This is a genomic window from Mesorhizobium sp. P160219, from assembly GCF_057786095.1.
Window position 1 is genome coordinate 5,017,473 of the sequence record NZ_JBYNWG010000001.1, and the last position, 17,377, is coordinate 5,034,849.

The window sequence follows — 17,377 nt, forward strand, 5'->3', positions numbered from 1 at the left end:
ATCTTTATATCAGGCGGAGAGACTTCATGACCCGGACCATCGTCGCCTCGGCGACACGAGAGATCATCATCGGCTTCGACCAGCCTTTCTGCGTCATCGGCGAGCGCATCAACCCGACCGGCCGCAAGAAGCTGGCCGCCGAGATGATCGCCGGCAATTTCGAGACCGTCATCAAGGATGCGCTGGAACAGGCCGCCTGCGGCGCCACCATGCTCGACGTCAATGCCGGCGTCACCTCCGTTAATCCGAACGAAACCGAACCCGGCCTGCTGGTGCAGACGCTGGAGATCGTCCAGGGCCTGGTCGACCTGCCGCTGTCGATCGACTCGTCGGTCACCGCCGCCATCGAGGCAGCGCTCAAGGTCGCCAAGGGCCGCCCGCTGGTCAACTCCGTGACCGGCGAAGAGGAAAAGCTCGAAGCCATCCTGCCGCTGGTCAAGAAGTACAACGTTCCAGTCGTCGCGATCTCCAACGACGAGACCGGCATTTCGATGGATCCGGATGTGCGCTTCGCCGTCGCCAAGAAGATCGTGCAGCGCTGCGCCGATTTCGGCATTCCGGCGCATGACGTCGTCGTTGACCCGCTGGTGATGCCGATCGGCGCGCTCGGCGATGCCGGCCGCCAGGTCTTCGCGTTGCTGCGCCGTCTGCGCGAAGAGCTCAAGGTCAACACCACTTGCGGCCTGTCCAACATTTCGTTCGGCCTGCCGCACCGCCACGGCATCAACGCCGCCTTCATCCCGATGGTGATCGGCGCCGGTATGACGAGCGCTATCATGAACCCGGTGCGCCCGCAGGAAATGGAAGCCGTGCGCGGCGCCAACGTGCTCAACGGCACCGACGAGAACTGCACCAACTGGATCCGCACCTACAAGGATTACAAACCGGCCGAAGGCGGCCAGGCGGTCGCAGCGCCCACCGCCGTTAACGCTCCGGGCGAAGGCGGCGGCAATGGCGGGCGCCGTCGCGGCGGCCGTGAAGCCCGCATGGCCAGGGGATAAGCGCGCAATCGTGAACTCGCCTGCAAACATTACTGATCCGCTCGTGCTGTTCATGCCGTCAGGCAAGCGCGGGCGCTTTCCCGTCGGCACACCGGTGCTCGATGCCGCGCGTCAGCTCGGCGTCTATGTCGAGAGCGTCTGCGGTGGCCGCGCCACCTGCGGTCGCTGCCAGATCGAAGTGCAGGAAGGCAATTTCGCCAAGCACAAGATCGTCTCGTCCAACGACCACATCTCGCCCAAGGGCGCCAAGGAAGAGCGATATGAGCGCGTCCGCGGCCTGCCCGAGCGGCGGCGCCTGTCCTGCTCGGCGCAGATCCTCGGCGACCTCGTCATCGACGTGCCGCAGGACACGGTCATCAACGCCCAGACCATCCGCAAGGATGCCGACACGCGCGTCATCGCCCGCGATGCGGCAATCCGCATGTGCTATGTCGAGATCGAAGAGCCCGACATGCACAAGCCGCTGGGCGATCTCGACCGCCTCAAGATCGCCTTGATGAAGGATTGGGGCTTTAAAAACCTCGAATTCGACTTCTACCTGATGCCGCAGGTGCAAGGCATACTGCGCAAGGGTAACTGGACCGCGACCGCGGCCATCCACAAGGATGCCGAAAGCGACATCGCCCGCGTCATAGCACTCTGGCCCGGCCTCAAGAACGAGGCCTATGGACTGGCCTGCGACATCGGCTCGACCACCATCGCCATGCATCTGGTGTCGTTGCTGTCGGGCCGCGTCGCCGCTTCGTCGGGCACCTCCAACCCGCAGATCCGCTTCGGCGAGGATCTGATGAGCCGCGTCTCCTATGTGATGATGAACCCGGACGGCCGCGAAGGCATGACGGTCGCCGTACGCGAGGCGATCTCGGGCCTGGTCGACAAGGTCTGCGCGGAAGGCAATGTCCAGCGCAACGACATCCTGGATTCCGTCTTTGTCGGCAATCCGATCATGCACCATCTGTTCCTCGGCATCGATCCGACCGAACTCGGCGGCGCGCCCTTCGCACTCGCCGTCTCGGGCGCGGTGCGCATCAAGGCCTCCGATATCGGCCTGAAGCTCAACCAGGGCGCCCGCCTCTATATGCTGCCTTGCATTGCCGGCCATGTCGGCGCCGACGCCGCAGCCGTGACGCTGTCGGAAGGCCCGCATCGCCAGGACGAGATGATGCTGATCGTCGACGTCGGCACCAATGCCGAGATCGTGCTTGGCAACCGCAAGCGGGTGGTCGCAGCCTCCTCGCCCACCGGTCCCGCCTTCGAGGGCGCGGAAATCTCCGGCGGCCAACGCGCCGCCCCCGGCGCAATCGAGCGCGTGCGCATCGACCCCGATACGCTGGAGCCGAAATACCGCGTCATCGGCTCTGAACTCTGGTCCGACGACCCCGGCTTCCTGGATAGCGTGCAGGCGACCGGCGTCACCGGCATTTGCGGCTCCGGCATCATCGAGATCGTGGCCGAAATGTACCTCGCCGGCATCATCTCCGAGGATGGCGTCATCGACGGGTCGCTGGCCGAGCGGTCGCCGCGCGTCACGGTCAACGGCCGCACCTTCTCTTATGTCTTGAAGGAAGGCGAACCCAAGATCACCATCACGCAGACCGACGTGCGCGCCATCCAGCTTGCCAAGGCGGCGCTCTATGCCGGCACCAAGCTTCTGATGGAAAAGCAGAACACCGAACACGTCGACCGCATCCATTTCGCCGGCGCCTTCGGCTCGTTCATCGATCCGAAATACGCCATGGTGCTCGGCCTGATCCCGGACTGCGACCTCGACAAGGTCTCGGCCGTCGGCAACGCCGCCGGCGCCGGTGCGCGGATGGCGCTGCTCAACCGCGGCTATCGCCGCGAGATCGAGGACACGGTCAGCCACATCGAGAAGATCGAGACCGCACTGGAGCCGAAATTCCAGGAGCATTTCGTCTACGCCATGGCGCTTCCCAACAAGGTCGATCCGTTTCCGAAACTGTCGGCGGCGGTGAAATTGCCGCCACGCAAGACCGTCAGCGAGGATGGCGTCGCCGGCGACGCCGCCCCGCGCCGGCGTTCGCGCGAAGGCCATGCCGCCAGGCGCAGCCGGGAATAAGCCGCCTTACGAAGGCCGCCAATTCGCCCAATTTCATTTGTATGCAAATGTTTCCAGATCGCACCGATCTGGAAACCGAAACGCTGTTTTGGCGCAATCCGTCCGATACAGACGTGAAGCATTTAACGGACATCGAATGGCGGACCGGACTATTCCGCCGCCACAACGCTCCAAAGGAGAATAGAGATGTTCGAGACCCTGGGCCGTTTTCGTGCGGCCATGAAGAATGCACAGGCCGTGCGCGCCATGAACAACCTGCCACCCGAAATCCAGAAGGACATCGGCTGGCCCGTGTCGCCGCGCATCGACGCCCAGACCAACCTGTCGCGTCTGATCCTGGGCTCGGGCCGCTGATGACCTTCGCCGACAAGTGCAAATTGCTGACCAAGCGCCGGGGCCGCCGCATGGTCCCGGCTGCGACCGACGTCAAGCTGCGCGCCGCGCTGCTGCCCCGGCGCTGAGCCGCGCTGCGCAAAACAGCGGACCTGGCTGATCAAACAACCGTGTTGGCTTGGGCCAGAATCTTGACATTTCGGCTGGAGGTACGATCTTCGAGACAGTGGGGGAATTCTCTTAGTCGGCTGCGGCCGAGCTTGTGTACGCGAATGCCCAGTTTCAAAAGCCACCTCGTTTCCTTCATCCTCCGGCACAGCCGCAAGAAGGCATTTGCCAGCCCGGAAAACCTGCAGCGCTGGATCGCCTATGCCCGCAAGACCGAGGATCATCATCCCCCGGCATTGCTGCGGGAGCAGCTCGATATCACCGAGCGCAGCGTCGATGGCTTCCCTGTCTATGAAATCGCGCCGAAGGCCGGCGAACGCAGGCGCATCCTCTACATGCATGGCGGCGCCTATGTCTTCCAGATCACATCCTATCATTGGGGGTTGATCGCCGAGGTGGCCGAGCGCTTGGGTTTCGGCATCACCGTGCCGATCTATCCCATCGCGCCGGAGCATGATTTCCACGCCATGTTCGGCATGGTCGGCGACGTCTACCGGCAGATGCTGGATGAGACCGACGCTGAAGACATCGTCTTCATGGGCGATTCCGCGGGCGGCAACATGGCCGTCGTGCTGACCATGATGGCGGCTGAGGAAGGCCTGCCCTTGCCGTCGCGCCACGTGCTGATTTCACCCGGCCTCGACATGTCGCTGTCCAACCCCGAAGTGTTCGAGGCGGAACGCAACGATCCGTGGCTCGGCATTTCCGGCGGGCTGGAAGCGATCCGCATGTACAGTGCCGGCATCGATCGCAGGGACTGGCATATCAGTCCGCTCTATGGCGACCTCTCGGTGCTGCCGCAGACCCTGCTTCTGACCGGCTCGCACGACCTGCTCAGCCCCGACAATCTGATCTTCGCCAAAAAGGCACGCGCTGCCGGCGTCGATATCGACGTCGTCTATGAGGAAGGCATGTTCCACGTCTGGCCGCTGATCGAGATGCCGGAGGCGCGTCGCGCCAGGGACAGCATCGTCGCCTTCCTTGAAGGTGAGCCCACCAAGCGGCGCGCAACTGCGCGGCGCACGGCGCGACCCGCTCTCGCGGCGCGCCCCGCCCAAGCAGCGGAATAGCAGAGCAATTCCAGGAAAAGTGTAAAACGGTTTTCCCGGGAAAGCGTGTAGCGCTTTCCCTTGGGAATTGAGTCAAAACAAGGAGTTAGAGCGGCTCGCCGTTTCCGTGAAACGGTGAACCGCTCTAGAACTTGCCGGTTTCGCGGAAAAGCTCGAACGTCGCACGGATATGGTCGGCGACGGCCTTGACCGGCGCGCTGGCGTCCGGCGACACCACCATCGCCAGATTGTAGGTGCCGATATCTGGCATGCCGTCCTTCGGGCAAAGCTCGACCATGTCGTTGCCCAGGAACGACTTCGGCAACGGTGCAACCGCGAGATCCGACATGATGGCGGCGCGCTGGCCGGCCGTGTGGGCGCTCATATAGGCGATGCGGTAATTGCGGCCTTCACGGCTCAGCGCATCGAGCGCGCCGGCCCGCCAGGCGCAGCCCTCTTCCCACAGCGACACCGGCAAAGGCTCGCGCAGATGCGCGCTGCCGCCCTTGGCGCCGGCCCAGACGATCGGCTCGGTGAGCAGCACCTCGGCGCCGAGTGCGCTGGTCTTGTAGGAATTGGTCAGCAGCGTGATGTCGAGCGCCCGGTCGTCCATGCGGCGGCGCAGATTGCTGCTCTGGTCGATGGTGACGTCGACGGCAATCGACGGATGCGACTGCGCGAAACGCTTCAGCACATGCGGCAACACGCGCTCGCCATAGTCGTCCGGCGAGCCGAGCCGCACCACGCCGACGATCTCGGGGATGATGAACTTCGACACCACCTCGCGGTTGATCGACAACAGCCGGCGGGCATAACCGAGCAGCATCTCGCCATCCGTGGTCAGCGTCACCGAGCGCGCATCCCGCGCGAAAACAGAGCGCCCGAGAATGTCCTCGAGCTTCTTGATCTGCATGGAGACCGCCGACGGCGTGCGGAACACCGCATTGGCCGCCGTGGTGAAACTGCCGGTCTCTGCAATGGCCACGAAGGTGCGCAAAACGTCGAGATCGAGCAGCGGCAGCGGATGATTGAGTGGGGCGTTCATCGGGATCGACCTTCAATTTTTCTGATGTGAAGCATCATTCCATTTCGTTTGATTGAACATCAGATTGGGAGGATAGTCAACTCCATCGAAGGCAGGACGTGCCATGGCTCCAACGCTCCTGACACGGAATTGCACTCGATGCGGAATATCCAGGCGACGGAACGCGTTCATGCGGGACGTGCCACAACCAAAGGAGAATGAAATGTCTATCCTGTCATCCATCGGTCGGCTTGCGACCGAATTGAGCGCGGCCCGCGCCCGCTTCCAGACCGAACGTGCGATCCGCTCGCTGCCGATCGAACTGCAGAAGGATATCGGCTGGCCTGAAGCTGCCGACACCAAGACCGGTGCACGCCACGGCGTCGGATCCTGGGCTGGAGCAAAGTAAACCATTGTGTACCTTGTGCTGAAGGCCTGCCGCGCAGACCAGCCCGGCAGGCCTTCTCTATTGGCCCTGCAGGCTTTCTCCAACTTATTTGCACTCAAATGATTTTCAGAGCCGTGTCGCCGCTGCATGGCGCATATGCGTCACTTGCATGGCGCCTCAATGTCGCCGGTAACGCACTGTAAGTAATCGTAAATTTTGGGCACCATGCCCAATAATGTCGCAAACGATGTCGCATTTCCATTCAAGCGCTTCGCATTTGCGATTTAGTTTCTGCTCACGCAGGCCTATATCACCGTCAGCAAACGAGCTGCCCCACTCCATCAAGCGAAGGCGACCCGTCTGAGCAACCGATAGGAGATGATGATGAAGCTTTTTGCCCGCCTCTTTGCCCGCCGCGAAATGAACCTGACGACCGCTCTCGAGCGCCAGCGCCTTGCCAATACCATGCCCGGCCAGACCGGTGCCATGAATGCGGTGCGCCTCGGTTTCGTTGCCTGAGATAACGGCTAGCGCTCAGCGCTTCCCTGCCGCTGCCGATAGTCGATAACAGCGCCGCTTCGGCTTGACCGAAGCGGCGTTTCTCATTTTTGGCACCTATGCCGCCGCCACCATGCCCAATCCGTCGGCAGCCCGTGCCTGTCATCCCGGACGATTGCTCATTTGCGACCCATGTCGCAAATATAGTTTCCGCTTAGCCCCCTAGCCGATTGACAGGAATGGTTTTTCCTGATGTCGCTGTGCTGTTCGCGACATCCTGTTCGCGCCATGGCCGCGTGAGGTTCCCTTGAACGCCGTAAAGCATCCGATCAAGCGATCGTTTGTATTCTTCCTTGTCCCGGACTTCACCATGATCGCCTTTGCGACGGCGCTCGACCCGCTGCGCTCGGCCAACCGCATGCTCGGCTATGAGGCCTATCGCTGGCGCCTCGCCAGCATCGACGGCAAGCCGGTGCGCGCCTCCAACGGCGTCGAATGCGCCGTCAACACCTCGCTCGAGGAAGAGCGCAAGAAAATGGCCGGGCCGGATCGGCCGAACATGGCCATCGTCTGCAGCGGCATGAATGTCGAGCGCTACCAGAATAGGTCGGCCTTCGCCTGGCTGCGCGAGGAATACAACAGAGGCGTCGCCGTCGGCGGCCTGTGCACCGGCGCGCATATCCTTGCCGCCGCCGGCCTGCTCTCCAACAAGCGCTGCGCCATCCATTGGGAAAACCTGCCGGGCTTTTCCGAGGCCTTTCCCAAGGCCAACGTCTTTGCCGACCTCTTCGAGATCGACCAGAACATCTACACCTGCGCCGGCGGCACCGCCGCCCTCGACATGATGCTCAAGCTGATCGGCGACGATTTCGACGACAATCTGGTCAACCGCGTGTGCGAGCAGGTGCTGACCGACCGCGTGCGCAGCCCCACCGACCGCCAGCGCCTGCCGCTGCGCGCCCGCCTCGGCGTGCAGAATTCCAAGGTGCTGACCATCATCGAACTGATGGAAGGCAACCTCTCCGAACCGCTGTCGCTGATCGAGATCGCCGACCATGTCGACCTGTCGCGCCGCCAGATCGAGCGCCTGTTCCGCACCGAGATGGGCCGCTCCCCTGCCCGCTACTATCTCGAGATTCGCCTCGACCGTGCCCGGCATCTGCTGATCCAGTCATCGATGCCGGTGGTCGAGGTAGCGGTCGCCTGCGGCTTCGTCTCGGCGTCGCATTTCTCCAAATGCTACCGCGAACTCTATGCCCGCTCGCCGCAGCAGGAGCGCGTCGACCGCAAGCAATTGCTGGCGGCCTGATCCGAAAACGCACTCAGGCTTCGGCGGGCTGCGCCTGTACTGTGCGCATCGCCTCGACGCGGATATCCTCGGTCAGCCGCGCCTTGAGCGCCGAGAACTCCCGGCTGGTCTTCAGCGTATAGTGACGCGGATGCGGCAGGTCGATGGCGACATCCGACTTGATGCGGCCTGGCCGCGCGCTCATCACGATCACCCGCGAAGCCATGAAGATCGCCTCCTCGATGTCGTGGGTGACGAACAGCACTGTCTTCTTGCGCCGCTCCCAGATGCCGAGCAGCAGTTCCTGCATCAGTCCGCGCGTCTGGTTGTCGAGCGCACCGAACGGCTCGTCCAGCAACAGGATTTCGGGGTCGTTGGCCAGCGCCCGGGCGATCGCCGTGCGCTGCTGCATGCCGCCGGACAGCTGCTTTGGCCAATGGTTCTCGAAGCCCTTGAGCCCGACGAGGTCGACATAGGAAGCGACGATCCCGTCTCGCTCCTTTTCGGCCATGCCACGTTCGCGCAGGCCGAAGGCGATATTCTGCGCCACCGTTAGCCACGGAAACAGCGTGTAGGACTGGAACACCATGCCGCGATCCGGTCCCGGCCGCGTCACCGCCTTGCCGTCGAGCAGCACACGGCCTTCGCTCGGCGCTTCCAGGCCGGCAACGATCCTGAGCAGCGTCGACTTCCCGCAGCCGGACGGCCCCAGAATGGTGATGAAGTCGTTGGCCGCGACCGCAAGGTCGACCGGCATCAGCGCCTTGACCGGCTGCCCGCCGCGCACGCCGGCGAAGGTTCGCGAGACGCCTTCGATAAGCAACTTGCTCATGCCAGGCTCCAGGGAAAGAGCCAGCGATTGAACGCCTTGAAGGCGAAGTCGGACAACAGTCCGATCAGCCCGATGACGATGATGCCGAAGATGATCTGCCCTGTCGCCAGCCGCGACTGGCTGTTGATGATCATGTAGCCGATGCCTGAGGACGAACCGATCAGCTCGGCGACGATGACATAGGTCCAGGCCCAGCCGAGCACCAGCCGCAGCGTTTCGGCAATCTCGGGCGCATTGGCCGGCATGATGACCCGTTTGACGATACCGTTGTTGGTCGAGCCCAGCGTATAGGCCGCCTCGACCAGGTCGCGCCGCGTCGAGCCCACCTTGACCGCGACGATCAGGATGATCTGGAACACCGAGCCGACGAAGATGACCAGCAGCTTTTCCAGCTCGCCAATGCCGGCCCACAGGATGAGCAGCGGAATGAAGGCCGAAGCCGGGAGGTAGCGGGCGAAGGAGACGAACGGCTCCAGAAACGCCTCTATTGGTTTCCAGGCGCCCATGGCGATGCCGATCGGCACGGCGACGATCGACGCCAGCAGGAACCCGCCGAAGACCCGCCAGATGGTGATCAATATGTCGAGCCAGAAGCGGTCCTCGACCAGCAGCCGCCAACCATCCCGCAGCATCGACAGCGGGTCGGCGAGGAAGATGCGGTTGACGTGGCCGCCAAGCGTGATCCACGCCCAGAAGGCGACGAACAGCACGAAGAAGGAAATGCCAAGCACGGTTCGAATGCCCGGCGACACCGGATGCAAGGGGCGCATCTTCAGATCGTCCGCATCGTCAAATCATCACTTGTCCAGGAGAGAGCGGCGGCCCTAGGCGCCGCCGCACAATGGTCAAAGGCGAGGCCTGTCAGTTCGCCACCGCGCTGGTGTCGGCCAGCGTGGCAACGTCTGGCGCTTCCTTGATCAACCCCATCTGCAGCAGAAGCTCGCCGGCGGTCTTGGAAAAGTCCTGGAATTCCTTGGTGAAGAACTGCTTGTTCTCCGCCTTGTCGGCCCATTTCAGGTATTTCGCCGAATCCTCGAATTCTTTCGCAGACTGCTTCACGTCGGCGCCCATGATCTCGTAGGATCTCTGCGGATCGCTCTTGATCAGGTCGAGCGCTTCGAAATAGCTGTCGGCCAGCGCCTTGGCGGCGTCGGGATTGGCGGTGAGGAATTCAGGCGTGCAGCCGACCGTGTCGAGCACCATCGGGTAGTCGAGCGTGGTCGCCAATATGTGGCCCTGATCGGACTTGTCGCGCACCGCCGAGATGAACGGCTCATAGGTGACCGCCGCATCGTTCTGGCCGGCGAGGAAGGCTTGCGCCGCCGCATCCGGTTCCAGGTTGACGACGGTCACATCCTTGGTCGACAGGCCGTTCTTGTTCAGCACCCAGGCCAGCATGAAATAGGGCGACGTGCCCGGCGCCGAGGACGCGACATTCTTGCCCTTGAGGTCGGCGACGGTCTTGATGTCGTTGCGCACGACAATGCCGTCGGCGCCATAGGATTTGTCGAGCTGGAAGATCTGCTTGGTGGTCACCCCTGAGGCGTTCCACACCAGCCAGGTCTCGACCGTGGTGGCGGCGCATTGCAGATCGCCGCTGGCGATGGCGAGCGGCCGGCTGGCCTGCGGCACCTTCTTCAGGGTCACGTCGAGGCCATGCTTCTCGAAGATGCCGGCCTGCTTGGCGAGCGTCAGCGGCGCAAAGCCGGTCCATCCGCTGATGCCGATGGTGACCGATGTGGCAGCCTCGGCCGGCACGGATATTGCAGCCGCAAGCGCCAATACCGCGGCAGCGACGATGGTCTTGTTCATGTCGGTTCCCCTTGTTTTTTCGGATGCCGAATTGTGTCACAGACGCCCATGGGCTTGTCAATGAAACCGGCCCTTCACGGCAGCGTGATGATGCGAACGCTAACGCGCATCGAACATCCAGCTGCGGTCGCGCCACATCTTTTCGCCGACCTGGCAGTCGGTCGGCCGGTCCTGCGCCAGCACCACCGGCGGATGCCCGGCCTCCTCGCGCGCCCGTTGCGGCGAAGCGGCGCCGGCCAGCTCCAGCACCAGCTTGCGGCGGATGGCTTCGGGAAACTGCGTCCAGTCATTGACCGGGATCATGAAGGATCCGGGACCGCCGATGACGCAGTCGCTGTAGTAGCGGTCGAGATTGTTGACGTCATAGGCGCCGCCGAACCCGCCGCGCGTCATCAGCGGCAGGCCGTTGATGATGATGCCTTGCTTGACCACCGCGTCGCGGGTGATGTCGACGGGCGCGCCCTGGTTGTTGGGCCCGTCGCCGGAAATATCGATGACGCGCTTTGTCCCCTGAAAACCGCTTTCGGCGAACAGATCGCTGCCGAATTCCAGCGCGCCGGAAATCGAGGTGCGCCGGGCGCTGGCCGGCGGATGGGCGGAAAGCTGCGCGGCCACCCGCTCGGCATCGGCCCGGCTGGCGATCACCGTCCACGGCACGACGACCTGCTGCGTGGTCGCTCCCGCCCATTCGACATAGGTGACGGCGACCTTGCCGTAGGCGCCATCGGCGATGGCCTGCAGAACATTGTCGTGCGTCAGCGCAGCAGCATAGCCGTGACGCTGGATTTCAAGTTCGCCCGGCGACATCGACAGCGACACGTCGACGGCCAGCACCAGCTCGACGTCGACCGGCTCGGCGGCTTGAACCGGCGGCACCAGCCAGAGCCCCAGCGCCAGCGCGGCGCTGCCTGAAAGGAAATGTCGTGCGCAAGAAAAAGCAGACATACCCGAAGGTAAGCGAAAACCGGCTGCTGACAAAGCAAAAAGCCCGGCGAGGTGCCGGCTTTTCGATATGTTGGTTGGAACCGATGAAGCTCAACTCCTCGGCTTCAGATTCTCTGGATCGTAGAGCGGCTTGTAGCCGACGGCAGCCACCTCGACCGGGTAGGTCTCGCCGAAATATTCGATGGCGAACTTGCGGCCTTCCTGGGCATGGGCCCAGGGCAGATAGGCGAGGCCGATGTTCTTGCCGATGGTCGGGCCATAGGCCATCGACGTGGTGAAAGACCGGCGGCCGAGTTCGTCGACCAGCGTCTCGCCGGTCTTCGGATCCATCACCGGCATGGTGCCGACGGGATAGCGGGCAACGCCTTTCGCATCGACGTTCTCGGTCATCACCAGCGTGCACAGGATCGCCGGCTGGTGCTCGCGGGCGCGGTATTCGACATGTTTGGCCTTGCCGCAGAAATCGTTCTCCTTGACCTTCGGTCGGGCAAGGTCGGCCTCAAGCAGATTGTACTCGGTCAGAAGGTCGGCGTTCTGCAGGCGCAGGCTCTTTTCCATGCGCCGCGTGTTGGCATAGGTCTCGACGCCGAACGGCATGACGCCGGTCGAGCGCAGCGCGTCCCAAACGGCCAGGCCGTCCTCGTAGCGCATGTGCAGTTCCCAGCCCTGCTCGCCGACATAAGAGATGCGGAAGGCGGTGACGTCCTTGCCGCCGATCCTGACCGGCTTGATCGCCGCGAACGGGAAGTTCTCGAGCGAGAGACCATCCGGATTTTCGACCACTTTCTGCAGCGTCGCCCGCGCGTTCGGTCCCCAGATGCCGATGGTGACGTATTTTTCCGTCACGTCGGTGATGGTGACGTCAAAGCCTTTGTCCTGCGCGGTGCGCTGCATGTAGCGGAAGTCGCGCGGACCGGCGTCGGCGCCGTCGATCAGACGGCAGCGGTCGGCCATGCGGATGACGGTGAAGTCGGCGCGCACCATGCCTTCCTCGTCGAGGAAGTGGGTGTAGATACCCTTGCCGATATTGTTGTCGCCACCAATCTTGGCCGCGCACAGCCACTCCAGCAGCGCGACATGGTCCGGCCCTTCGATGTCGTACATCGAGAAATGCGAGAGGTTGACGATGCCGCAATCCTCGCTCATCGCCAGGTGCTCGGCATTGGACACCCGCCAGAAATGGCGATTGTCCCACTCGTTCTCACGTATGGGAACCCGGTTGCCATACTTCTCCAGCAGATGCTCGTTGGCGGCATAGCCATGCGCGCGCTCCCAACCGCCCAGCTCCATGAAGTAACCGCCAAGCTCCTTCTCGCGCTCCCAGAATGGCGAGCGGCGGATGTTGCGGCCTTTGGAGAACGGCTCGCGCGGATGCACCGCCGGATTGTAGACCTTCATCGCCGTCTCGGTGCAGCGATCCCAGATGAACTGCTCTTTCGTCTGGTGCGGATAGAAGCGCGCATAGTCGATGGCGTGATGGTCGATTTCCGTGCGGCCGTCCGTCATCCAGTCGGCGATCAGCTTGCCCATGCCGGGGCCGTCCTTGACCCAGATGGCGACGGCGTACCAGAGGCCCCTCACCTTCTGGCTCTCGCCCATGGACGGGCCGCCATCGGCGGTCACCTGCAACAGGCCGTTGAAGGAATGGCTTTCATTGTAGCCGAGTTCGCCCAGGATCGGCGTCAGCTCCATGGCGCGCTCAAGCGGCGCCAGGATCTGCTCCATGTCGAGATCGCGCTGCGACGGTGACAGCCGCGCCTGATCCTTTTCCAGCAAATCGCGCGGATGGCAAAGACGCGGATTGGTCTCTTCGTAGTAACCCCATTCGATCTGGCCGCCTTCGGCGGTCTTGGGATCGCCGGTGTCGCGCATATAGGCCGAATTGCCTTGGTCGCGCAGCAGCGGCCAGCCGATCTCCTTGCCGGTACCGGCAAACTCATTGTAAGGCCCGAAGAAGGTCAGCGGATGGTCGATCGGCATCACCGGCAGGTCTTCGCCGACCATTTCGGCGATCAGCCGGCCCCAGATGCCGGCGCAGACGATGACATAGTCGGCCATGATCGTGCCGCGGTCGGTGACCACGCCCTTGATGCGGCCTTCCTCGACAATGAGGGATTTGGCCGGCGTGTTGGCGAACGACTTCAACTTGCCCGACGCTTCCGCCTTGTCGACCAGCTTGCCGGCGACGGTCTGCGAGCGCGGGATGACCAGGCCGGCGTCCGGATCCCACAGGCCGCCCTGCACCATAGACTCTTCGATCAGCGGGAATTTTTCCTTGATCTCGGCCGGTTCGATCAGCCGGGCGCGGGTGCCGAAGGATTTGGCCGAGGCGATCTTGCGCTTGATCTCGTCCATGCGGCTGTCGTCGCCGACGCGCGCCACTTCGAGGCCGCCAATGCGGGCGTAGTGGCCCATCTTCTCGTAGAAATCGATGGAGTAGAGCGTCGTCCAGCACGACAGGAAATCATGGCTCGTGGTGTAGCAGAAGTCCGAGGCATGCGCGGTCGAGCCGATATCGGTCGGGATGCCCGACTTGTCGATGCCGACAATGTCGGTCCAGCCGCGCTCGATCAGATGATGCGCGATCGACGCGCCGACAATGCCACCCAGGCCGACGATGACGACCTTCGCCTGTTTCGGAAACTCTGCCATTGCCCGCGACTCCAAGGGGATAAAGCGGGCGCGTCCGCGCCCGTTCGAATGGCGCACAATATGCAGAGGACGTGGATGGAGCTACCGCCTGTTTGCGACACGTCGCAGATGCGACGCGACCCGGCGCGCCGGCGTGCCGCCAGTGGCGATCTATCTCAGGCGAAGGCCCAGATGTCCTCGGCCTGGAAGCCGACCTGATAGCCTGATGTCTTCAGCTTGACCACGACCTGGCCGATTTCGGCGGCCGGCAGCGCGCCGACCTCGACCTTGATCATGCCCGGACGATAGCGCTTGAGATCGAGCTGTTCGAAGACGATCCAGTCGGCGCCCTCGCAATCGACCAGGAAGGCGTCGATATGCGTGATGCCGTTGCGATCGAGCAGCGTCTGCAGCGTTTCCGACGTCACCTCGATATCCCTCACGTGCGGCGCGAACTTGTTGAAATTGGCGTCGTCCTCGCCCCAGGCATTCTTGCCCGACATCAGATTGGTGTCGGTGACCGACGAGCAGCCGATGAACTCGATCGGCAGCGTGCCGGCCTCGAGTGCCGCGGCATCGAAAGTGTGGACGGTGATCGTGCCCTTGGTCTTCGTCACCGCGACCGGTTCGATGACGAAGCGTTCCGTGTCGGGATAGTTGGCGCGCAACCGCTTCTGATTGTACGGGATCGGCTCGACCAGCACGGCCCGCGCCCGCGGAATGCGGTGCAGCCACGGCGTGACGTCGTCGAACAGCGCGCCGTCGCAAGCGCCGACATTGACCATCTGGAAGGCTTGCCCACCGCCAAACCGCGCCTTCAGCGCCGCCTTGGCCAGGAATTTCGTGCCACGCAACGCCGGCCCGCGATCGAGCAGGCCGGCGGGCAGGCCGAGCGAAAGGGCGATGCGCGCCAGCCCGGAAATGGAACTCATGGCTTATCTCCAGGTATGGCCTGCAAGGCGATGGGCCGCCTTCCATTCAGGCTTGCCGACGCCCACAGCGCCATGATCGGGCCGACAAGCAAAAGGTAGGGCGGCAGAAGGTTCGGGAAGTAGATGCGGGTGTCGTGGATCGGAAAGACGGTGAATTTCGCCAGCACGCCAAGCACCAGTGCTGCAAGCAGGATGCCGGCGCGACGATCGAGCCGGAAGCCGGCGCGGCCGAGCGCAAACCACGCGGCCAGCGCCAGAACCGAGACCCCGACCCAGCTGTTGATGCTGATAGCGCGAATGAAGGATGCGGCAAACGCCTTGAGATAGGCGCCAACCGAGAACGGCGGCTCGAAGCCATCCATATTGTAGTGCTGCTCGATGCTGGAGAACCACAGATGCGGCCACCAGCCGGGATGCTGGGCCCAGTGCGAAATCGCGAAATAGGCGACGAAGGACGCGGCAAAGCCGGCCAGCGCGCCCCACGCCCGCTGCCGGAAGACCAGCAGCAGCACGGCGAAAATGGCCAGGAACACGATGTTGTCCGGCCGCGCCATGAAGGCCAGGAAAAGCAGGACAGCGGTCGCTGCCTCGCGGCCGCGCACATAGGCAAGCAGCCCGCCGAGGAACAGCGCCGAGCACAACAGATCCGGGGTCGAGGCGCGTGCGGCATCGCCGAAATCGGCCATGATCAGCACCGCGCCGACCACAGGCGCCAGCGCAAGCGCGCCTTCGGTTCGCAGCCAAAGCAGCGTGATCATCCCGAACAGCAGCACCGAGACCACCTGCAGCACCCGCATCGCCTCGACCGGCGACATCACCGAACTCATCGTCGACAGCATCTCGGCATAGAGAAACTTGATCCGGTACATGCCAAGCAGCGAGTGAAAGTCGGCGGCATCTTGCGGGGAGACTTGCTCAGCATTGTCGGACTCAGGACTTCGCTCAACGGACTTCTTTTAACGGACTTGGCTTTTGACGAAATCCTTGACGATTCCCACGATGCCGCGCGACAGCAGGCTGTCGAAGGCATCGACGAAACGGTCGACATGCTCGCGCTGGCAGATCAGCGGCGGCTCGAGACGGATAACGTTGCGATTGTATTCGGTGAAGGCGACGAGCACGTCATAGTCGCGCAGCAACAGCGCGCCGACGAAGCCCGACAGCGAGCCCTTCAGCTTGTCGTCGAGGACGCTGACGATCGGACGTAGCACCATCGGCAAGGTCTGCGAGAAGTCGTGGAACTCGAGCCCGACCATAAAGCCTTTGCCGCGCACATCCTTGATGATCTTCGGGTACTTCTCCTTCAGCGCCTGCAGGCGCTGCAGCAGATAGTCGCCGGTAGTGGCGGCGTTGTCGATCAGCCCCTCATCATAGAGCACGTTGATGCCCTCGATCGCGGTGACGCAGGCCTCGCCCATGCCGCCAAAGGTGGCCATGGCATGGATCATCGCCGTCTTCGGCGTGCCATAGGCCTTCATATAGACCTCGCGCCGGGCGACCATCGCGCCGACCGCCGCCTTGCCGGCGCCGAGCGATTTCGCCAGCGCCGTCACATCGGGCACGACGCCATAATGCTCGAAGGCATAGAAGCGTCCCGAACGGCCATAGCCGCACTGCACTTCGTCCGCCACCCACAGCACGCCATACTGGTCGCAGAGCGCGCGCAATTTCTGCCAGTATTGCGCCTCTGCCTGGATGATGCCGCCGCCGCCCTGGATTGTCTCAAGCACTATGACGCCGACCTCCGGGTCGGAGCGGAACAGCCGCTCGACCGCTTCGATATCGGCGAACGGAATGCGAACGGTGTTCTCAGCCATCTTGAAGTCCGCGCGGTAGAGCTGGCCATCGGTAATGCCGAGCACGCCCTTGGTCTTGCCGTGGAAGGAATTCTCGGCGTAGACGATTTTTGGCCTCTTCGGCCCGGCGGCGCGCTCGGCGAGCTTCACCGCCGCTTCCATCGCTTCCGAACCCGACGAGCCCAGAAACACCATGTCGAGATCGCCGGGCGAGCATTTGGCGATGTTGTGCGCCAGCGCCGATGCATATTGCGACATGAAGGCGATGGCGATTTCCTGGCGCTTCTCCTCCTGGAATTTGCGCCTGGCCTCCAGGATGCGCGGATGGTTGTGGCCGAAGGCCAGCGAACCGAAGCCGCCGAAGAAGTCGAGAATCTTGCGGCCGTTCTGGTCGATGTAGAACATGCCTTCGGCACGCTCGATCTTGATCTTGTGGAAGCCGAGCAACTTCATGAAATGCAGCTGGCCCGGATTGAGATGCGCCTTGAACAGGTCGGTCATGCGCGCGACATCCATCGCCTTCGCCTGCTCGACGCTGATCAGGTCGGGCTTGGCGATGGCGGTAGGCGACAACGCCGGCGCGCCGACCATGGTGCGCGC

General features: G+C 63.1%; 15 protein-coding genes and 1 pseudogene. 7 read left to right on the forward strand and 9 right to left on the reverse strand.

Going from position 1 to position 17,377, the window contains the following annotated elements; translation table 11 throughout:
- Positions 1 to 26: 26 nt before the first annotated feature.
- The 4 genes from AC3EMP_RS24390 to AC3EMP_RS24405 all read left to right on the forward strand — a co-directional run bounded on the left by AC3EMP_RS24390 (position 27) and on the right by AC3EMP_RS24405 (position 4,652).
- On the forward strand, positions 27 to 1,001 hold the full coding sequence (locus AC3EMP_RS24390; protein ID WP_023670394.1) for a methyltetrahydrofolate cobalamin methyltransferase: 975 nt from the start codon (positions 27 to 29) through the stop codon (positions 999 to 1,001).
- A complete protein-coding gene (locus tag AC3EMP_RS24395; protein WP_032902488.1) occupies positions 952 to 3,081 on the forward strand; it encodes an ASKHA domain-containing protein in 2,130 nt (709 codons plus the stop codon). Before AC3EMP_RS24390 ends, AC3EMP_RS24395 begins: the two co-directional genes overlap by 50 nt.
- 186 nt (positions 3,082 to 3,267) lie before the next feature.
- On the forward strand, positions 3,268 to 3,435 hold the full coding sequence (locus AC3EMP_RS24400; protein ID WP_196813564.1) for a hypothetical protein: 168 nt from the start codon (positions 3,268 to 3,270) through the stop codon (positions 3,433 to 3,435).
- Positions 3,436 to 3,686: 251 nt separating this feature from the next.
- A complete protein-coding gene (locus AC3EMP_RS24405) occupies positions 3,687 to 4,652 on the forward strand; it encodes an alpha/beta hydrolase (protein WP_023688109.1) in 966 nt (321 codons plus the stop codon).
- A gap of 124 nt (positions 4,653 to 4,776) precedes the next feature.
- Here AC3EMP_RS24405 and AC3EMP_RS24410 read toward each other — a convergent pair whose 3' ends face one another.
- Positions 4,777 to 5,676 carry a LysR substrate-binding domain-containing protein gene (locus AC3EMP_RS24410; protein WP_023670389.1) on the reverse strand — a complete coding sequence of 300 codons (900 nt, stop codon included), beginning with the start codon at positions 5,674 to 5,676 and terminating at the stop codon, positions 4,777 to 4,779.
- 202 nt (positions 5,677 to 5,878) lie between these two features.
- Between AC3EMP_RS24410 and AC3EMP_RS24415 the strand changes: the two genes are divergently transcribed.
- From AC3EMP_RS24415 to AC3EMP_RS24425, 3 genes are all read left to right on the forward strand, one after another.
- Positions 5,879 to 6,064, forward strand: a complete 186-nt coding sequence (locus tag AC3EMP_RS24415; RefSeq protein WP_023681786.1) for a hypothetical protein — start codon at positions 5,879 to 5,881, stop codon at positions 6,062 to 6,064.
- A 363-nt stretch (positions 6,065 to 6,427) separates the two neighbouring features.
- Positions 6,428 to 6,562: a hypothetical protein gene (locus AC3EMP_RS24420; RefSeq protein ID WP_023681787.1), complete on the forward strand. Its 135-nt coding sequence runs from the start codon at positions 6,428 to 6,430 to the stop codon at positions 6,560 to 6,562.
- A gap of 349 nt (positions 6,563 to 6,911) precedes the next feature.
- Positions 6,912 to 7,850: a GlxA family transcriptional regulator gene (locus AC3EMP_RS24425; RefSeq protein ID WP_348524244.1), complete on the forward strand. Its 939-nt coding sequence runs from the start codon at positions 6,912 to 6,914 to the stop codon at positions 7,848 to 7,850.
- A gap of 13 nt (positions 7,851 to 7,863) precedes the next feature.
- On the opposite strand, the gene AC3EMP_RS24430 is transcribed toward AC3EMP_RS24425, so the two are convergent.
- The 8 genes and pseudogenes from AC3EMP_RS24430 to AC3EMP_RS24465 form a co-directional block, all read right to left on the reverse strand.
- Positions 7,864 to 8,661 carry an ABC transporter ATP-binding protein gene (locus AC3EMP_RS24430; RefSeq protein ID WP_023696446.1) on the reverse strand — a complete coding sequence of 266 codons (798 nt, stop codon included), beginning with the start codon at positions 8,659 to 8,661 and terminating at the stop codon, positions 7,864 to 7,866.
- Complete coding sequence (locus AC3EMP_RS24435) at positions 8,658 to 9,431, reverse strand: ABC transporter permease (RefSeq protein WP_023670383.1); 774 nt, start codon at positions 9,429 to 9,431, stop codon at positions 8,658 to 8,660. The genes AC3EMP_RS24430 and AC3EMP_RS24435 overlap by 4 nt, the downstream gene beginning before the upstream one ends.
- Before the next feature lie 91 nt (positions 9,432 to 9,522).
- Positions 9,523 to 10,473: an ABC transporter substrate-binding protein gene (locus AC3EMP_RS24440; protein WP_023688106.1), complete on the reverse strand. Its 951-nt coding sequence runs from the start codon at positions 10,471 to 10,473 to the stop codon at positions 9,523 to 9,525.
- Between the two features lie 99 nt (positions 10,474 to 10,572).
- A complete protein-coding gene (locus AC3EMP_RS24445) occupies positions 10,573 to 11,418 on the reverse strand; it encodes a DUF1194 domain-containing protein (RefSeq protein WP_023691008.1) in 846 nt (281 codons plus the stop codon).
- Between the two features lie 90 nt (positions 11,419 to 11,508).
- On the reverse strand, positions 11,509 to 14,070 hold the full coding sequence (locus AC3EMP_RS24450; protein ID WP_352595476.1) for a GcvT family protein: 2,562 nt from the start codon (positions 14,068 to 14,070) through the stop codon (positions 11,509 to 11,511).
- Positions 14,071 to 14,225: 155 nt separating this feature from the next.
- Positions 14,226 to 14,981: an FkbM family methyltransferase gene (locus AC3EMP_RS24455; protein WP_023691006.1), complete on the reverse strand. Its 756-nt coding sequence runs from the start codon at positions 14,979 to 14,981 to the stop codon at positions 14,226 to 14,228.
- Positions 14,978 to 15,883 (reverse strand): annotated as a pseudogene (locus AC3EMP_RS24460) (hypothetical protein); the annotation flags it as partial. The gene AC3EMP_RS24455 and the pseudogene AC3EMP_RS24460, both read right to left, overlap by 4 nt.
- A gap of 54 nt (positions 15,884 to 15,937) precedes the next feature.
- Entirely contained in the window at positions 15,938 to 17,368 is a 1,431-nt protein-coding gene (locus tag AC3EMP_RS24465) for an aspartate aminotransferase family protein (protein ID WP_352595571.1), read from the reverse strand.
- Positions 17,369 to 17,377: the final 9 nt, after the last annotated feature.